Raw genomic sequence first — 17,421 nt, 5'->3', positions numbered from 1 at the left:
AAGCCAGAAATCTATATCATTGTTCGCTTTAGATTTAATCTATAAGGAACTTATTATGTTTGACTGGATCGCCAGCCCCGAAGCCTGGGTGGCTTTATTTACCCTAACCGCATTAGAAATTGTGTTGGGCATTGATAACATCATTTTTATCAGTATTTTAGTCGGGCGTTTGCCAGCCCAACAACGTCAATCAGGGCGAATTATCGGCTTAGGCTTGGCAATGGCTACGCGTATTTTATTGTTGCTTTCCCTTTCTTGGTTAATGAAACTCACTGAGCCGTTATTTGAGGTTTTCTCGCAACAAATTTCAGGACGTGATCTTATTTTAATCGTGGGCGGATTATTTTTGGTGGCGAAAAGCACCCACGAAATTCATCACGCAATGACGCCAGAAGAAGAGGGCGAAGACCAAAGTGCGGCAAAAAAAGTGAATTTTTTCAGCGTACTCATTCAAATTGCCATTTTAGATATTGTATTCTCGCTGGATTCCGTGATCACCGCTGTGGGAATGGCAAGCGAAATTGGCGTGATGATTTTGGCGATTGTGATTGCCGTCGGCGTAATGATGCTAGCAGCCAAACCGATTGGCGATTTTGTGGAATCGCACCCAACGCTGAAAGTACTTGCTCTTTCGTTCTTGATTTTAGTGGGCGTGGCATTAATTGGTGAAGGCTTAGATTTCCACATTCCAAAAGGCTACATTTACTTCGCAATGGGCTTCTCCGTGGTGGTAGAAATGATCAATATCAAAATGCGTAAGCGTTTGATTAAACGCCCATAATGCTAGAATAAAGAAGTGCGGTGCAAAAATTCTGAAAATTTGCACCACACTTTGTTTTTCTTCTTTTAACTTTTTCCAGCCCTAATTTTTTTATTTTACTTTTATTGCCTTACCATTTTCGATACATATTGGCGCACATCACTTGCCCTAACACATAAAGGGTGGAATTTTTTTGCAATTTTACCGTGTGTCGTTGTTGTTTGCGTAAGGCGGCGCGGATACCATCGCCCCAAAATTCACTGTAGTAATCCGTTCTAACTTGGGTAAGACGATAAGTATTACAGTTAAGAATTTTGTATTGACGCACGGAGCGCGCGTAAAGTTCTGGGCGCTCTTTATACACGAATAAGCCTTTATCCGAATTAATTACCACATCAAAATGAATTAAGTGCTTGTCTTCGTTATCCACCCAAACCGATTGGGTATCTACATAATATTCTGCATTCGGCGCTAATTTGAAATAGCCTGCTTTGGTTAAGGTTGGCAGAACGAGTTTGACTTCTGGGGGCGGTGAAGTAGGCGTAGTAGAACAAGCGGCAAGTAGCATTACGCTAAGCAATAAACCTAATTTTTTCATTTTGACCTCCTTACATTCTGAGGAAGAACGCTCGTTGATTAGGTTAGAATCATTCTGGCATATTTGAATGGGGATTTCTAACAAAAAAAGACGATTTTGTGAGCTGTTCCACAAAATCAGCTTTACATAAAGAGTGAAAATAAAGCGACGCGATAAAATTTATCGCAAACGATTGCGTAGGCGTGCTACAATACGCGCGATTTTCAGTAACTCAAGTCATATAGGAAAAAATCGTGAGCAAACAATCATTAAGTTACAAAGATGCGGGTGTGGATATTAACGCAGGCAACGCGTTAGTGGAAAAAATTGAAGCCGATGTTAAACGCACCACGCGTCCTGAAGTTATTGGTGGATTGGGCGGATTTGGCGCGCTTTGTGCATTGCCGAGCAAGTATAAAGAGCCAATTTTGGTGTCTGGCACAGACGGTGTTGGCACAAAATTACGCCTTGCCATTGATTTGAATAAACACGATACCATCGGCATTGACTTGGTGGCGATGTGCGTTAATGATTTGGTGGTGCAAGGAGCAGAACCGCTATTTTTCCTAGATTATTATGCCACAGGCAAATTAGACGTAGATGTGGCAGCCAGCGTGATCAAAGGCATTGCCAACGGTTGTGAACAATCAGGTTGCGCTTTAGTGGGCGGTGAAACCGCAGAAATGCCGGGAATGTATCATCAAGGTGATTATGATTTAGCAGGCTTCTGCGTGGGTGTGGTCGAGAAGTCAGAAATTATTGACGGCAGCCAAGTGAAAGTGGGCGATGCGTTAATCGCATTAGGCTCAAGTGGCGCACATTCCAATGGTTATTCATTAATTCGCAAAGTGATCGAGCGTTCAGGCATCGACCCTGCGAGTGCAGAATTAGACGGCAAGCCTTTCGCTGATCAAGTGTTAGCGCCAACCAAAATTTATGTTAAATCCATTTTACAATTGATCAAACATGTGCCTGTTCACGCCATTTCTCACTTAACGGGCGGTGGCTTCTGGGAAAATATCCCTCGCGTGTTACCGCACAATGTGCAAGCCGTGATTGATGAAACAAGCTGGCAATGGCCTGCCATTTTTAACTGGTTGCAAGAGCAGGGCAATATCGATCGCTATGAAATGTATCGCACCTTCAACTGCGGGGTGGGTATGATCATCGCCTTGCCACAGGATCAAGTGGAAACCGCGTTGGCATTATTGCAACAAGCAGGCGAAAATGCGTGGCAGATTGGTCGCATTGAAAGTGCGAGCGAAGGCGAAGAGCAGGTTGTTATTCGTTAATGAAAAAGATTGTTGTACTGATTTCTGGTGAAGGGCAAACCTTGCAAAGCATTATTGATGCTTGCAAGGCGGGGGATATTCCTGCGCAAATTTGTGCTGTTATCGCCAATAAAGCAAACGCTTATGGCTTACAGCGCGCGAAAATGGCTGAAATTCCCACCGCACTTTTTGAACGCAAGGATTACGCTGATAATCTAGCGATGGATCGGGCTATCGGTGATTATATTGCTGAGCTTGGTGCGGATTTAATTGTGCTAGCTGGTTATATGAAAATCCTAACTGCTGAATTTACCCAACGTTTTGCAGGCAAAATTCTCAACATTCACCCATCACTGTTGCCGAAATATCCGGGCTTACACACTTATCAGCGCGCGTTAGAAGCGGGCGATCAAGAACACGGTACAACGGTGCATTTTGTCAATGAGGAAGTGGACGGTGGTGCTATTGTACTGCAAGCCAAAGTGCCAATTTTTCCAGATGATGAAGTCTGTGATATTGAGCAGCGTGTGAAATATCAAGAGCAGCAAATTTATCCTTTAGTGATAAATTGGTTTGTTACCGATCGTTTAACGCTTCAAAATGGCAGCGCCTATTTAGATAGTAAATGCCTGCCAAATGCAGGTTATGCAATGGATTAAGGATACAAAGCACAAACTTCAGTTTGTGCTTTTTCTTTATTCTGTCGGAGAAAGAATTTCATTAAGTGCGGTCATTTTTTTGTGAATTTTTGGTATAGTAGCGAAAATTCATCATAACTTAGTTACTCTTTAGGATTTATAAATGGCAGAAAAAATTCTGATTGATGAAGATCGATTTATGCGAACCATTTCTCGAATTTCGCACGAAATCATCGAAAAACATCAAAATCTCAATGACCTCATTATTGTCGGAATTAAGCGCCGTGGGGCGGAAATTGCAGAGTTAATCAAGCGTAAAATTAATGATTTAACAGGTAAAGAGCTGCCTTCCCTTGATTTGGATATTACCTTTTATCGCGATGATTTGGAATATGTTGAGCCGCAAAGCCAATCGCCTGTGTATAGCGGCGCATCAAATTATGTGAGTATTCAAAATAAAATTGTAATTTTGGTTGATGATGTGTTGTTCACGGGGCGCACCATTCGAGCGGCGTTAGATGCGTTAATTGATTTTGGGCGAGCGGCAAAAGTGGAATTAGTGATTTTTGTGGATCGCGGACACCGTGAATTGCCAATTCGTGCCGATTATGTCGGCAAAAATGTGCCAACCAGTCGTGCGGAAAAAGTGCAAGTTCGGACGATGAAGTTTGATCAATGTTACGAGGTGGCGCTGGTATCAAAATAAACGTCGTGTAAAAAATGTTTTATCAAACTAAATCGATGAACCTTTTGGCAAATTGACACTCTAACGTAAAATAATTTGAACTAATAAATGGAAAATATGAAAGGATTTAACTTTAAAGCGATTTTAGTAGGTTTGGTGGGATTATTTGCGCTTTCAGCGAATGTATCTGCCGTAGAACGCGTGGTTGCCACCGTGAATGGAAGCCCTATTTTAGAAAGCCAAGTGCGTACTGCTTTAGGTAAAAAGGCCAATACAGAAGCAAATCGCGAGGCGGCATTAAATACGGTGATTGATGATATTTTAGTTAATCAAGCCATTAAAGATTCTGGTGTGAGTGTGAGTAGCGCACAAGTTGATCGCGTAATGGAAGATATTGCGGCACGCAATGGCTTGACGTACGGACAACTACTTGATGTATTGGATTATCAAGGCATTAACTATCATCAGTATCGCCAACAGATCGCAAATCAATTATTAATGTCGGAAGTGCGCAATCAGGCGATTGGTAAAAGTGTTGATGTAACCCGAGAAGAAGTGCAAGAACTTGGGCAAAAATTGCTTGATCAAGCGAAAGCACAGGGTAAAGAGAAAAAAGTTACTGGAACAGAATACCAAGTTCGTCATATCTTATTGAAATTAAACCCATTATTAAATGATGCGCAAGCGAAAGCGCAATTAACTCAAATTCGTGCGGATATTTTGGCGCATAAAACCACCTTTGCTGATGCTGCATTAAAATATTCTAAAGATTATTTATCTGGCGCGAATGGCGGCAGTTTAGGCTTTGCTTTCCCAGAAACTTATGTGCCACCCTTTGCTAAAATGGTACAAAGCACGAAGAAAGGCACCATTTCTGCACCATTTAAAACAGAATTTGGCTGGCATATTTTAGAAGTTACTGACACTCGCCAAGGGGATCGTACCCGTGATGCTTATATGCAAAAAGCCTATGAACAGTTAGTCAATCAACAACTGCGCGAAGCCTCACAAGATTGGGTGAAAGCCTTGCGTAAAACTGCGAATATTAAATATTTCAAGTAATTTGAAGCAATCACGAAATCCCAGCCCCAATGCTGGGATTTTTGTTTTATAATAGCGTGTCTTTTTTAACAGTGATAAATCATTATGAGTTCAAGAAAACATCTAGGTCATACCGCCCGTAAACGTTTCGGGCAGAACTTTTTATCAGACGATAATATTATTCAAAGCATTGTGGCAGCCATTTATCCACAGCCAGATCAATTCTTAGTAGAAATCGGCCCCGGTTTGGGGGCGCTAACAGAACCTGTTGCGGAGCAAGTTGAGCATTTAACCGTTGTGGAGTTAGACCGAGATTTGGCTGAACGTTTGCGTCATCACCCATTTTTACATCAAAAGTTGAATGTGATTGAAACAGATGCGATGCAGTTTGATTTTGGGCAACTTTACCGTGATGAGCATTTAGCGGAAAAAAATCAGAAATTACGCATTTTCGGCAATCTTCCTTATAACATTTCAACGCCATTAATGTTCCATTTGTTCAACTATTGCGAACAAATTCAAGATATGCACTTTATGCTACAAAAAGAAGTGGTAAAACGTCTTTGCGCTGCACCGAATAGCAAGGCTTACGGACGCTTAACCATTATGGCGCAATATTTTTGCCAAGTAATGCCTGTATTGGAAGTACCACCGAGTGCTTTTAAACCAGCGCCCAAAGTGGATTCAGCAGTAGTGCGTTTAATTCCACACAGCACGCTTCCGCACCCAGTGAAAGATTTATACTGGCTCAATCGCGTGTGTACGCAAGCCTTTAATCAACGTCGTAAAACCTTGCGTAATGCACTTTCTACACTATTTTCTGCGGAAAATCTCACCGCACTTGGGATTGATTTAAATGCGCGGGCAGAAAATCTTTCCATTGCCGATTATGCCAGATTAGCAAACTGGCTATGTGATAACCCTGTGGTGGAAAACACACAGAGCGAAACGGAATAAAACAATGGCAACCTACTTAGTCGGCGATCTGCAAGGCTGTTATGATGAATTGCACGCTTTGTTGGAAAAGGTAAACTTTGATCCGAGCCAAGATGTGCTTTATTTAGTGGGTGATTTGGTGGCGCGTGGGGATAAATCCCTTGAATGTTTACGTTTAGTCAAATCCCTTGGTAACGCGGCGCACACCGTGCTGGGCAACCACGATTTGCACTTAATTTCCACCGCACTTGGCATAAAAAAAATCAAACCCAAGGATCGCGTGGAGGCCATTTTTAACGCCCCTGATTTTCACGAATTGATTGATTGGCTACGCCAGCAACCCTTGCTTATTCATAATCAACAAGCAGGATTTTTACTCACTCACGCAGGGATCTCGCCTGATTGGGATCTTGCCACGGCAAAAGCCTGTGCTGCCGAAGTGGAGCAAGTGCTACGCCACGGTGATTATTATGCAATGATCGAACAGATGTATGATAACCAGCCTGATCGCTGGTCGCCTGATTTACAGGGTATCGATCGCCTACGTTACATTATCAACGTATTTACCCGTATGCGTTTTTGCTATTATGATCATCGCCTTGATTTCGCTTGCAAAGCCCCTGTTGATGAAGCACCTGCGGAGCTAACCCCTTGGTTTCGGCTTAATAATCCTCTATTCAAAACGGAAAATATCGTCTTTGGCCATTGGGCCAGTTTAGTGGATACGCCTACGCCAGCTAATATTTATGCCCTTGATACCGGCTGTGTGTGGGGTAATCGAATGACAATGCTACGCTGGGAAGATAAACAGTATTTTACTCAACCCGCAATGAAACAATACACCTAACCTATGAAAGAAAAACTGATTACTTCTGCCAGTTGCGAGCTATTCAATCTTCCTTTTTTTCAGTTCGCCCAGATGAAAAAATTCTGCCCAGAGCAAATCCCACAAATTAAAGCGGATTACAAACGGCAATGGAATTTATGGAAAACGGCGATTTTGCAAGTGGCGCAACGCCTTGGCCCACCTTTTGCTGAACCCCATATTGAAAAATGGTGTAATGGTTGGCAAGTACGGGCGCATTTTTTCGCTTATTTCAAATATGAATTTAACAAAAATTCTGCCGCCATTTTATCGGTTATTTTAAATCGCCGCCGTTTACAAGTGAGCCTTGATTGGCATTGCTATCGCGCCGATCGCTCGCAAATCAATGTACAACAATATAACCAATGGTTTGAACAGCTGGATCAAACTCAGTATGCCGATTTTGATTTTTGGCGTGGTGATGAAAGCGAATACGCCGATTTCCGTAAAGTGCGGTCGCTTTCTGCGCAGGATTTTTTACTCAACAATGATGAAGATTTTTTCTGTATAGGGAAAAATATTGAAAAAGCCGAGTTAGATCACATTGATGCAGTGGAATTTATCGCACAAACCATTCGAGAGTTAGTGCCGTTGTATGAGAAATGCCATTTGGAATCAATGTAACTCTAACAAAATATATATTTATTATTTTGAAAGCACCTTTAGCGAATAAATCACTAAATAAAATATGAACGCTCCCTCTCTTAAATACATTTTCTCAGAAAAGAAACGTTCAATTTATTTTTATATTATAAAAACTCTTTTCTCTCTCGTTCCATCAAGTTGCGCAAATGCTCAAAATGATTCTTATCTAGACGTTGAAAACATTTATCTATTAATTTTTTTCCTTCATCTATTGCTACAGCATAATTATTGGCTACCCATTGGTCATAAGTAATGCCTGTTTTTTCCTCATCGCATTTAAACGCACCATCAACTCTAGAATGAGTCAAATAAATTTCAAACCCTACTTTCAATTTAAAGTAATCGCCATCATAAACAAGATAATTAGGCTTTGTATAGAAATAAATTGGTATAGGTGAATAATCTTTAGCAGCAGAAAAACGGATATTTTGTTTTATGGCTTCAATATATTTAGGGTAGGCATAGCTATGACTTATATTGGGAATATTTGTTACGCTTCCTTCAAGTTCGTCTTTTGAAAAACCAAGATCGTTCCAACTACACGAAAACAAAGAAAATGGATTGCAGAGAACCACCCCAAAAGTACTATTGAATGCAGCTTTCGCGGCAGTATGTCCTCTTGTTATGACTCGAAGATTATCTTGTGAGGGGGTTGGCTTTTGTGGTTCAGCTCCTAGTTTACCCACACCATAATAGATATTTATGGTGCTACCATCAATAGTAACGAACTTCTCGCTATGGGGAGTTTTATCCTGTGTTGCACAAGATGTAATTAGTAAAGGGCAACCCAATAGCAGTAAAATAAGTTTATTCATTTTTTCTCCAAAAAATTTATCATTATTAATAAAATAATAAAGATGCTAGGGACATATTAGTTAATGATATTCCTATCTTAAAATAGCTGATAACCTTGCTTTTTAAGCATTTCCACTTTCCGTTCCCATTTTTCTTTATCATCTGGAGATACTCCCCATATGAATCCTTTTGCCTGCATACAGCTGATGATTAATGTATCTTTTTCTGTTGGGGCAACTTTATTCATCCCTACGTCATAAATACATTTTGCCTTGCTAATTCTGGCTTCTTCATTACTTGTTCCTTGTTTATACCAGCGTTCTGCGGGCATAGGAGGGTAGGAAAGCATTGCACAGCTAGTTGTCATTAAGATCATGGTAGCCATAAAAACTTTTTTCATTGTATTTTCCCCATTTGGTTGTATTAAATTAGATATACTCACTCAGAGAGTTAAATATAGAATATACAACATCAAAGAAATCAACTCAAGCGTATAAATGGCAAAAAATATCATTCAAAGAGTATTAGATTACGGAGAAAAGAATGAGCAAGTTTATAGCCGCTGAAGTTGATGCTGCGATCGGTAAAAAAATTCAACAAAGAAGAAAAGAAGTGGGGCTAACAGCGGAAAATCTGGCAGAGCAAATTGGGGTTTCTCAGCAGCAGTTTTCGCGCTACGAACGTGGGGTTACTAAGATTAATGTGTCGCATCTTGTGAATATTGCCGTAATTTTGAATACGCCAATTAGCTGGTTCTTTGCCGATGTCAAATCAGAAAATCTCACTTTTTCTTTACAAGATGAATACGTCCCTATTCGTAATGACGCCCTAAAAATGCGCTTAGATTATCATTGGGGGCATTTGAGCAATGATCAAAAACGCAATTTAATCAATTTTCTGGATTCAATCCATAAAACCTAAGTAGTGGGGCTATTTAAAGTTCTATCAATTTCCCCCATTTTACGCTATCCTATACCACATTTTCTTATTCATCTATGCCGCCTAAAATCGCCGTAATAAATGGGCAAAGTGCGGTCAATTTTTTAATAATTTTTAAAGGTAATTTTATGCAAGAACATTATCGTCCCGATTTGATTGAGCCTGAAGTTCAGAAATATTGGGCTGAAAATAAAACATTTAAAGCGGTGAAAGATCCTGCTAAAGAGAAATATTATTGTCTTTCAATGTTCCCTTACCCATCAGGTCGCCTGCATATGGGGCACGTTCGCAATTACACCATTGGCGATGTGGTTTCCCGTTATCAACGAATGAATGGTAAAAATGTGTTACAGCCGATGGGTTGGGACGCATTCGGGTTGCCAGCAGAGGGGGCGGCGGTGAAAAATAAAACTGCGCCAGCAAAATGGACATACGAAAATATTGACTATATGAAAAATCAGCTCAAAATTTTGGGCTTTGGTTTTGACTGGGATCGTGAAATTGCCACTTGCAAACCTGAATATTACAAATGGGAGCAATGGTTCTTTACGGAGCTTTATCGCAAAGGCTTGGTGTATAAAAAAAGCTCTAGCGTAAACTGGTGTCCGAATGATGTAACCGTGTTAGCGAACGAGCAAGTCCACGAGGGGCGTTGCTGGCGTTGTGATACCCCAGTGGAACAAAAAGAGATCCCACAATGGTTTATCAAAATTACCGACTATGCCGAGCAATTATTGGGTGGTTTAGATCATCTGCCAGAATGGCCAGAAATGGTGAAAACGATGCAACGCAACTGGATCGGGCGTTCGGAAGGGGTGGAAATAACTTTCAACATTGAAAATTCTGATGAAACCGTAACAGTTTATACCACACGTCCTGATACTTTCTATGGCGTGTCTTATCTTGCTGTGGCAGCTGCGCACCCATTAGCAGAAAAAGCAGCGCAAAATAACCCCGCACTTGCACAGTTTATTCAAGAAGCCAAAAACACGAAAGTGGCGGAAGCTGAGCTTGCCACAATGGAGAAAAAAGGAATGGCAACGGGCATTCACGCCATTCACCCGATTACAGGAAAATTAGTGCCTGTTTGGGTGGCGAATTTCGTGTTAATGCACTATGGAACAGGTGCGGTAATGGCCGTGCCAGCACACGATGAGCGTGATTATGAGTTCGCTAAAAAATATGATTTACCACTTTATCCAGTGATTACACCAGCAGACGGTAGCCCGTTAGACTTATCACAGCAGGCTTACACCGAACACGGTATTTTGATCAATTCAGCAGAATTTGATGGCTTGGATTTTGACGCCGCATTCAATGGCATCGCCGATAAATTAGAAAAAATGGGCGTGGGCAAACGCCAAGTGAATTATCGTTTACGCGATTGGGGCGTATCTCGCCAACGTTATTGGGGCGCGCCAATTCCAATGCTAACACTGGAAAACGGTGAAGTTGTGCCTGCCCCATTGGCAGATTTACCAATCGTGTTACCTGAAGATGTGGTAATGGACGGCGTGCGCAGCCCGATCAAAGCGGATCCAAATTGGGCAAAAACCACTTATAACGGACAACCCGCATTGAAAGAAACCGACACTTTCGACACCTTTATGGAATCTTCGTGGTATTACGCGCGCTACACTTGCCCAGATTTTCATCAAGCAATGCTCAACCCTGATGAAGCCAATTATTGGTTGCCTGTGGATCAGTATATCGGCGGGATCGAACACGCTACAATGCACTTGCTTTACTTCCGTTTCTTCCACAAATTATTGCGTGATGCGGGGCTAGTCAGCTCTGATGAGCCAGCGAATAAATTGTTGTGCCAAGGAATGGTGTTGGCTGATGCCTTCTATTACACCAGCGACACCAACGAGCGCATTTGGGTATCACCAACGAAAGTAACCCTTGAGCGTGATGAGAAAGGACGCATTATCCGTGCCATTGATGATGAAGGACGCGAGTTAGTCCATAGCGGAATGACAAAAATGTCCAAATCGAAAAACAATGGTATTGACCCACAAGAAATGGTGGAAAAATACGGTGCGGATACCGTGCGTTTGTTTATGATGTTTGCCTCCCCTGCGGAAATGACCTTGGAATGGCAAGAATCAGGCGTGGAAGGGGCAAATCGTTTCCTACGCCGTTTATGGAATTTAGTGTTTGAATACAGCAAAAATCCAGCAAAAACTGCGCTAAATCCGACCGCACTTTCAAGCCAACAAAAAGCGCTTCGCCGTGATGTGCATAAAACCATTGCGAAAGTGAGTGATGATATTGGTCGCCGCCAAACCTTTAACACGGCGATTGCTGCGGTAATGGAGTTAATGAACAAATTGACCAAAGCCCCATTGGACGATGAGCAAGATCGCGCGGTAATGGCAGAAGCCTTAAATGCCGTGGTAAGAATGCTTTACCCAATCACCCCACACATTTGTTTCCAATTATGGAAAGAGCTTGGCAACCAAGACGCCATTGACTTTGCCCCTTGGGTGAAAGCTGATGCGCAAGCAATGGTTGATGATGAAAAACTGGTGGTGGTGCAAGTAAACGGTAAAGTACGCGCGAAAATCACTGTGCCTGCGGATATGGCAGAAGACGCCATTAAAGAAATCGCCCTTGCCGATCCGAATGTACAAAAATTCCTAGACGGTTTAACCATTGTAAAAACCATCTATGTACCAGGTAAGTTATTTAGCTTTGTCGCGAAATAATCCAACCGCTCCACTCATTGAGTGGAGCGAATTATTAAGAGAAAACACTATGTTGAATTTACTTAAAAAATTATGCCTTGTCGGTGCGTTGGCAACGCTCACGGCTTGTGGTTTCCACTTTGAAAATGGTGAATTAATTCCGCAAGAGATGAAAACATTGCGTTTAGAAAGTAGTGATCCTTATGATGCGATGACGATTGCTATGCGCAAGCAGTTGCGAGCCAATAACATTCAGCTTGTTGAGCAAGGTGATGTGGTGGTGTTGCGCTTAAATAATGCTCGTGAGAATAGCGAAGTGGCGTCCATTTTCAAACAGGGGCGTGAGGCGGAAAAAGTGCTAGTGTTGCAAGTGGAAGCCAGCGTTCAGCTTAAAAATAAACAACGTTATCCGATTAACACCCAAGTTACACGCACTTTCTTTGATAACTCGCGCGCTGCCTTAGCGAAATCTGCCGAGAAAGAAGTGATTTGGAACGATATGCGTGAACAAGCTGCGCGTCAGCTTATCACCAAAATGGTAGCGTTAAAACAGCAGGTGAAAAGCCAATAATGCAACGTCTGTTTGCTGATCAGCTGAGTGCCTCGCTAGAGAAAAAATTGGTATCAATTTATTGTCTGGTGGGGCAAGATCCCTTGCTTTTGCAAGAAAGCAAGGATCTCATCTGCGCTGTGGCAAAACAGCAAGGTTTCGATGAAAAAAATGAAATCACGCTGGATAACAGCACCGATTGGATCGCCTTAAACGAACAAGTGCAATCAATGGGCTTGTTTTTTAGCCGTCAAATTTTATTGCTAAATTTTCCCGAAAATCTCACCGCACCTTTACAAAAGCGTTTAGCCGAATTAATTGGCTTATTAAATCAAGACGTGTTGCTTATTCTACAAACAGCAAAGCTCACCAAACCAATGGAAAAGCAAGATTGGTTTGTGCAGGCCAATCAGTTTGATGCGCAATTTTCTATTGTCAATTGTCAGACACCAAATATTGAACAGCTACCCCGTTGGATTGTAGGGCGCAGCAAAGCCTTAGAGATTTTTGTTGAGCCAGAAGCAATCCAGCTTTTGTGTTACAGCTACGAAAATAATCTTCTTGCCTTAAAGCAAACCTTACAACTGCTCGCCTTGCTTTATCCCAAGGATAAAATCACCTTATCGCGCCTGCAAACCGTGGTGGAGCAATCTTCCGTATTTACCGTGTTCCAATGGGTAGATGCCTTGCTTGAGGGCAAAAGCCAGCGTGCCAGACGGATTCTAACTGGATTGCGCGGAGAAGAAATCCAGCCTGTGATTTTATTGCGCACCTTACAACGCGAGCTAATCACCCTGCTGACACTGACTCAACCACAACAAGGAATGAGTAATATTGATCAACTGCTTTCTACCGCGAAATTGCGTGAGCAGTTTGATCAACTCAAAATTTGGCAATCACGCCGCCCGCTTTTTCTGCAAGCGATCCAACGCTTAACTTATCGCAAATTGTATAAAATCATTCAACAGCTCGCTGAATTAGAACGTATAGTAAAACTTGAATTTAGTGATGATGTGTGGGAAAAATTGGCCGATTTATCTGTGCAGATTTGTCATTAAATTTTTAGCTTTAGTCAGCGTTTTTAAGAAAGTGTCGCTATCTTAAAATCTGATGAATTTTCACTTAATTAGCTGATTTTTCTAGTTTATTTCTATCTTGGTTAGAATTTTTTGTAGGCACTCAGCAAAACCTTGTGGATTTTCTTGATGGGCATTGTGCCCAGCGTTCGGGATTAAATGTAAGTTCAGTTCGTTTTCCACCGCCATTTGGTGGAATTTGCTATCGTTTTCACCGCACAGATAAAAAATTGGCAAGGAATTTGACCGCACTTGTGGGCGAAAATCAGGTTGTTTGGCAAGGGAGGTGGCTTTGAGCATTTGGGCGATATTCTCACCACAATTAGCTTGGCGAAGTTGAATTAAAGCTTGGCGTTGCTCAGCGGTTAAGTGAGAAAAAACGTGTTGTTGGTACCAATCTTCTAACACTTGATGCGCAGGCTGAGTGGCAAAGCGGTCTGCCCAATCACAATCATTTTGCCAGCGCTGTTGGCGTTCTTGCTCACAGGTTAGCCCTAAATTTGCGCCTTCTAAAATCAGCCCTTGTAAATTGCCTTTTTTCACTTCTGCTTGCAAAGCATAGTAAAGGGCAAGCCGTCCGCCGAGGGAATAACCGATTAAAAAATAAGGCTGATTTTGCACCGCACTTTGAATTTGCGCACTTAAGATTTCAGCACTTTGAGCAAAATCTTTGGCTGCAAGCTGTTTGTTTTCGCCGTGAAAAGGAAGATCAAGAGCAACGCAAGGAAAGTGCGGTAGTTTTTCGATGATTTTTTGCCAATCGGCTTTTGTGCCAAGTAACCCGTGCAGAAAAACCAGATGCGGACGTTGCGTTGCCATTTTGTTATTGAGATCTTATGCGCCAATCACCGCGTGACTAATTTGTTCAATCAGGCGTTTATAAATATTGCTGCCATCACTGTTGTTTACCTTAATTTCAATCAAGGTGGCTTCACGGCGGAAATAAGCCTGTTTCAGTACCGAGCTTAAATCGGCCCAAGTGTAAGGGCGCGCATATTTGAGATCAAACATTGATGCTGCGTGAGAAAATTCCAAATTATGTGGCATACGATAGAATTTATCTTTCATTTCCGCATCCACAGGCAGCATATCGAAAATTGCGCCGCCGTTATTGTTGATAACAAAAATAATGGTTGGCTGGTTCACCTTTTTAAGCAACGCTAAGGAATTGAGATCGTATAGAGCAGAAGTATCCCCTAACATCGCAACCACAGGCTGATTTGAGCCTAGACTTAACCCTGCAGCGGTGGCGAGCAAGCCGTCAATGCCACTTGCGCCACGGTTGGTGTAAACAGGGTAGCCTTCGGGCAGTTTGGTGAGTGCATCAACCAAGCGCACAAATAGGCTGTTGCCTAAAAAGAGCAGACCATTGTTCGGCAATAAACGCTCCAAATGATGGGCTAAAGAGGCTTCATTCAAATTGCCCCCCACTTGCTGTTCCACAAAGCTTGCGCAGAACTTGGCAAGGGCGATTGGCTCAAGTAGCCAAGGTTTTTGGCGCAACGGTGGGTGAGCGCGTAACCAATGGTGAATTTTGCCATTAAAACGAGTGTGCACGTGATGGTTTGGATCAACTGAATTATCGGACGGTTCAACAATCCAATATTCCCCTTTAAACGCCGCCATAAATTGATTAATGCGCTTGCTGATAAAATGCGAACCAAATTGCAACACAATATCTGCTTCCAGCAGTTTTTGTTTAACCGTTTGATTTGCCAGCCAAATATCGGCATAAGGCAAGGTTGGCTCAACACCCGATTGAATATCGGTGAGCATAATCCAGCCTTGGGTTTCAGCCCAAGTGCGAATGCCCATAGATTGCTCTGGTGGTAGTTTACCGACCAAGATGATCCCACGTTTCGTGCGCCAATGATCCCAATGCTCGTGCATTACCACTTCTCGTTGTGGTGCTTGATGATTATGCCACGGCTTATTTTGGCTTAGCCAACGTTGAATTGGCGTAAGCCAAGAATGTTGATCTATCTGATCTGCATTGGCTTCATACAATGGCTCCGCAAATGGCACATTAATATGCACCACACCAGCGTGCTGGCTTTGGCGATAACAAGCCTGTTCCACAATCGAAATCAACCAATTTGGCGTGTAATCTTGGCTAGGGCGCGGTAAGTCCACCGTTGCCACAGGATAATCGGCAAAAATATTGTGCTGTAAAATCGCTTGATTTGCACCGCACTCTAATAATTCTGGCGGGCGATCAGCGCTTAATACAATGAGATTAACCCCACTTTGGCGTGCTTCAATCACCGCAGGGTAAAGATTTGCCACCGCAGTGCCAGAAGTAACAATAATCGCCACGGGGTTTTTATGTGCTTTGGCTAAACCAAGGGCGAGAAAGCCCAAACCACGCTCATCAAAATGAGTATGGCATTTGGCTTTGCCACCTTGTTCAAGGCGTGCCGCTTCTAACGTGAGTGGAGTAGAACGAGAACCGGGGGCAATGCAAAAATGGCTGACACCTTGGCGCACAAGGGTTTCCAAGATCACTTTTGACCAACAACGATTAAATACACTCACTGACATAGGGTTCTCCGTTTATTTTGTCCGTTCTTTTTATTCTTGTAATAAAGAAATTAATCCTAAGGCTTTACGCTCAATTTCTTGCCATTCTAACAAGGGAATAGAGCCTTCAACAATCCCTGCACCGGCAAAAACGCGAATTTGTTCTTGCTCAATGAATGCAGAGCGAATGGCAACGCAAAATTCAGCCCATTCTTTTTGCATTACGCCCAATGTCCCTGCATACCAACGGCGATCAAAGGTTTCCGTTTGGCGTAAAAAAGCAAGCGCCTCGTTGCGCCCTAAGCCTGCCACAGCCGCGGTGGGGTGAATGGCGTTTAAGAAAATATCATCGCCATATTCCGGGGAAATTTGCGCTGAAATTTGGCGTCTTAAATGCTGTACCTGACGCAAGGTTTTTAAACCCAAAGGGGACACCGTAATGTGTTGGCTATAAGGGGCAAGATGTTGTTTAATATCATCAACAACTAATTGATTTTCATAAATATTCTTTTCATCTTGCAACAACCATTGCGCTTGTTGTTCGGTTTCTTGTGCATTTTCACCCACTAACGCTGTGCCAGCTAAGGCTTCAGTTTGCAGCTGTGAATCTTGCCGCTGATACAGGCGTTCAGGGCTGGAGCCAATAAAAATACATTCTTCCGTTTCGGCAAAAAGAAAATGATAGCAACCGAAATTATAGCGTTCACTTTCGCCCAAAAAATCATAGGCGTTCAGTTTGCCTTCTGATTGGAAAAGGGTTTCATTGGCCAATACGATCTTATTCAGCACGCCTTGTTTAATGTGCTGTAAACCTTTTTCCACCCATTCGCACCATTCATTTTGTTCTGCCCGTTTTTTTCCAAAATGAATGGATTGTTGAATTGGGCAAAGTGCGGTGCTTTTTTCAAAGGTTTTTAATGCGTTTAAACAGGCTTGGCGTTCTTGCTCAATATCTTTTGTTTGATCGATAAATAACTGAATGTTTAACTTATTTTCTTGCTGTTGCAAATACAGACGCGGCAAGAAAAATTGGCTTTCGCCATAAAATTGCACGCCACCCAATAAAGGATAACCGCTTTGTTGCATAAAGGCTTGTGCCTGATTTAATTGCGAAAAGCCGCGCACTTGCCCGACAGCCGTCACAACTTGGGGGCTATCGCGGAAATTCAAGTAAAACTGCGGATAGGTTTTTTGCCCTTTTAACCAGCTTAATAAATTGAGATCGGTTTCAATTTCTGCCTGCACGCAAGCGATCCCTTGTTGCGTAGGCAGTGCAGGGGAAATTCTCTCGATCAGCTGTTGTTTAATTGATTGCAAATTATCCATTTAAAAAGCGTTGTTTTTGGCAAAAAAATCAGTTAAAAATAAGGGCTAATTCTACCGCACTTTGGCAGAATTTTTTATAAAATCTTTTCATCTTTGCAAAATAAGCG

18 protein-coding genes are annotated in these 17,421 nt (G+C 42.3%); 12 read left to right on the top strand and 6 right to left on the bottom strand.

Annotated features, from left to right (window positions below; all coding sequences use genetic code 11):
* The first annotated feature begins 55 nt into the window (after window positions 1-55).
* Entirely contained in the window at window positions 56-781 is a 726-nt protein-coding gene (locus tag ACNAV8_RS03440; protein WP_103853402.1) for a TerC family protein, read from the top strand.
* A gap of 109 nt (window positions 782-890) precedes the next feature.
* On the opposite strand, the gene ACNAV8_RS03435 is transcribed toward ACNAV8_RS03440, so the two are convergent.
* Entirely contained in the window at window positions 891-1,358 is a 468-nt protein-coding gene (locus tag ACNAV8_RS03435; protein WP_103853401.1) for a surface-adhesin E family protein, read from the bottom strand.
* A gap of 233 nt (window positions 1,359-1,591) precedes the next feature.
* Here ACNAV8_RS03435 and purM point away from each other — a divergent pair, with 233 nt between their 5' ends.
* The 7 genes from purM (at window position 1,592) to ACNAV8_RS03400 (ending at window position 7,397) form a co-directional block, all read left to right on the top strand.
* Window positions 1,592-2,629 carry a phosphoribosylformylglycinamidine cyclo-ligase gene (purM, locus tag ACNAV8_RS03430; protein ID WP_103855507.1) on the top strand — a complete coding sequence of 346 codons (1,038 nt, stop codon included), beginning with the start codon at window positions 1,592-1,594 and terminating at the stop codon, window positions 2,627-2,629.
* The gene (purN, locus tag ACNAV8_RS03425; RefSeq protein ID WP_415777217.1) at window positions 2,629-3,267 is read left to right on the top strand and encodes a phosphoribosylglycinamide formyltransferase; all 639 of its coding nucleotides are present in this window, start codon (window positions 2,629-2,631) and stop codon (window positions 3,265-3,267) included. Before purM ends, purN begins: the two co-directional genes overlap by 1 nt.
* A 142-nt stretch (window positions 3,268-3,409) precedes the next feature.
* Window positions 3,410-3,952 carry a bifunctional pyr operon transcriptional regulator/uracil phosphoribosyltransferase PyrR gene (gene pyrR / locus ACNAV8_RS03420; protein ID WP_103853398.1) on the top strand — a complete coding sequence of 181 codons (543 nt, stop codon included), beginning with the start codon at window positions 3,410-3,412 and terminating at the stop codon, window positions 3,950-3,952.
* A 96-nt stretch (window positions 3,953-4,048) separates the two neighbouring features.
* Complete coding sequence (locus ACNAV8_RS03415; protein WP_250363526.1) at window positions 4,049-4,993, top strand: peptidylprolyl isomerase; 945 nt, start codon at window positions 4,049-4,051, stop codon at window positions 4,991-4,993.
* Between the two features lie 84 nt (window positions 4,994-5,077).
* The gene (rsmA, locus tag ACNAV8_RS03410) at window positions 5,078-5,929 is read left to right on the top strand and encodes a 16S rRNA (adenine(1518)-N(6)/adenine(1519)-N(6))-dimethyltransferase RsmA (protein WP_103855506.1); all 852 of its coding nucleotides are present in this window, start codon (window positions 5,078-5,080) and stop codon (window positions 5,927-5,929) included.
* Between the two features lie 4 nt (window positions 5,930-5,933).
* Window positions 5,934-6,755, top strand: a complete 822-nt coding sequence (gene apaH / locus ACNAV8_RS03405) for a bis(5'-nucleosyl)-tetraphosphatase (symmetrical) ApaH (protein WP_103855505.1) — start codon at window positions 5,934-5,936, stop codon at window positions 6,753-6,755.
* Window positions 6,756-6,770: 15 nt separating this feature from the next.
* Window positions 6,771-7,397, top strand: coding sequence for an HI_0552 family protein (locus ACNAV8_RS03400; protein ID WP_415777232.1), 627 nt, complete (start codon window positions 6,771-6,773; stop codon window positions 7,395-7,397).
* Window positions 7,398-7,522: 125 nt separating this feature from the next.
* On the opposite strand, the gene ACNAV8_RS03395 is transcribed toward ACNAV8_RS03400, so the two are convergent.
* Together ACNAV8_RS03395 and ACNAV8_RS03390 are read right to left on the bottom strand one after the other, a co-directional pair.
* Window positions 7,523-8,233 (bottom strand): hypothetical protein, encoded by a 711-nt coding sequence (locus ACNAV8_RS03395; protein WP_411607059.1) that lies wholly within the window; start codon window positions 8,231-8,233, stop codon window positions 7,523-7,525.
* Window positions 8,234-8,310: 77 nt separating this feature from the next.
* Window positions 8,311-8,613, bottom strand: a complete 303-nt coding sequence (locus ACNAV8_RS03390) for a hypothetical protein (RefSeq protein ID WP_415777216.1) — start codon at window positions 8,611-8,613, stop codon at window positions 8,311-8,313.
* Between the two features lie 143 nt (window positions 8,614-8,756).
* On the opposite strand from ACNAV8_RS03390, the gene ACNAV8_RS03385 reads away from it, so the two are divergent.
* The 4 genes from ACNAV8_RS03385 to holA all read left to right on the top strand — a co-directional run bounded on the left by ACNAV8_RS03385 (window position 8,757) and on the right by holA (window position 13,450).
* A complete protein-coding gene (locus ACNAV8_RS03385) occupies window positions 8,757-9,134 on the top strand; it encodes a helix-turn-helix domain-containing protein (RefSeq protein ID WP_103855502.1) in 378 nt (125 codons plus the stop codon).
* A 146-nt stretch (window positions 9,135-9,280) separates the two neighbouring features.
* Window positions 9,281-11,863, top strand: a complete 2,583-nt coding sequence (leuS, locus tag ACNAV8_RS03380) for a leucine--tRNA ligase (protein ID WP_415777215.1) — start codon at window positions 9,281-9,283, stop codon at window positions 11,861-11,863.
* 49 nt (window positions 11,864-11,912) lie between these two features.
* Window positions 11,913-12,413 (top strand): LPS-assembly lipoprotein LptE, encoded by a 501-nt coding sequence (locus ACNAV8_RS03375; RefSeq protein WP_103855501.1) that lies wholly within the window; start codon window positions 11,913-11,915, stop codon window positions 12,411-12,413.
* Window positions 12,413-13,450 carry a DNA polymerase III subunit delta gene (gene holA, locus ACNAV8_RS03370; RefSeq protein WP_415777214.1) on the top strand — a complete coding sequence of 346 codons (1,038 nt, stop codon included), beginning with the start codon at window positions 12,413-12,415 and terminating at the stop codon, window positions 13,448-13,450. Before ACNAV8_RS03375 ends, holA begins: the two co-directional genes overlap by 1 nt.
* Window positions 13,451-13,531: 81 nt before the next feature.
* On the opposite strand, the gene menH is transcribed toward holA, so the two are convergent.
* From menH to ACNAV8_RS03355, 3 genes are read right to left on the bottom strand one after another with little or no spacing between them, the layout of a single operon-like run.
* Window positions 13,532-14,287 carry a 2-succinyl-6-hydroxy-2,4-cyclohexadiene-1-carboxylate synthase gene (gene menH, locus ACNAV8_RS03365; RefSeq protein WP_415777213.1) on the bottom strand — a complete coding sequence of 252 codons (756 nt, stop codon included), beginning with the start codon at window positions 14,285-14,287 and terminating at the stop codon, window positions 13,532-13,534.
* A 15-nt stretch (window positions 14,288-14,302) separates the two neighbouring features.
* Window positions 14,303-16,009, bottom strand: coding sequence for a 2-succinyl-5-enolpyruvyl-6-hydroxy-3-cyclohexene-1-carboxylic-acid synthase (menD, locus tag ACNAV8_RS03360; RefSeq protein ID WP_415777212.1), 1,707 nt, complete (start codon window positions 16,007-16,009; stop codon window positions 14,303-14,305).
* Between the two features lie 30 nt (window positions 16,010-16,039).
* Window positions 16,040-17,314, bottom strand: a complete 1,275-nt coding sequence (locus ACNAV8_RS03355) for an isochorismate synthase (RefSeq protein ID WP_415777211.1) — start codon at window positions 17,312-17,314, stop codon at window positions 16,040-16,042.
* Window positions 17,315-17,421 lie beyond the last annotated feature (107 nt).

The organism is Avibacterium endocarditidis (assembly GCF_965138825.1).
GTDB lineage: Bacteria > Pseudomonadota > Gammaproteobacteria > Enterobacterales > Pasteurellaceae > Avibacterium > Avibacterium endocarditidis.
This window is presented reverse-complemented; position numbering and strand designations above follow the sequence as displayed.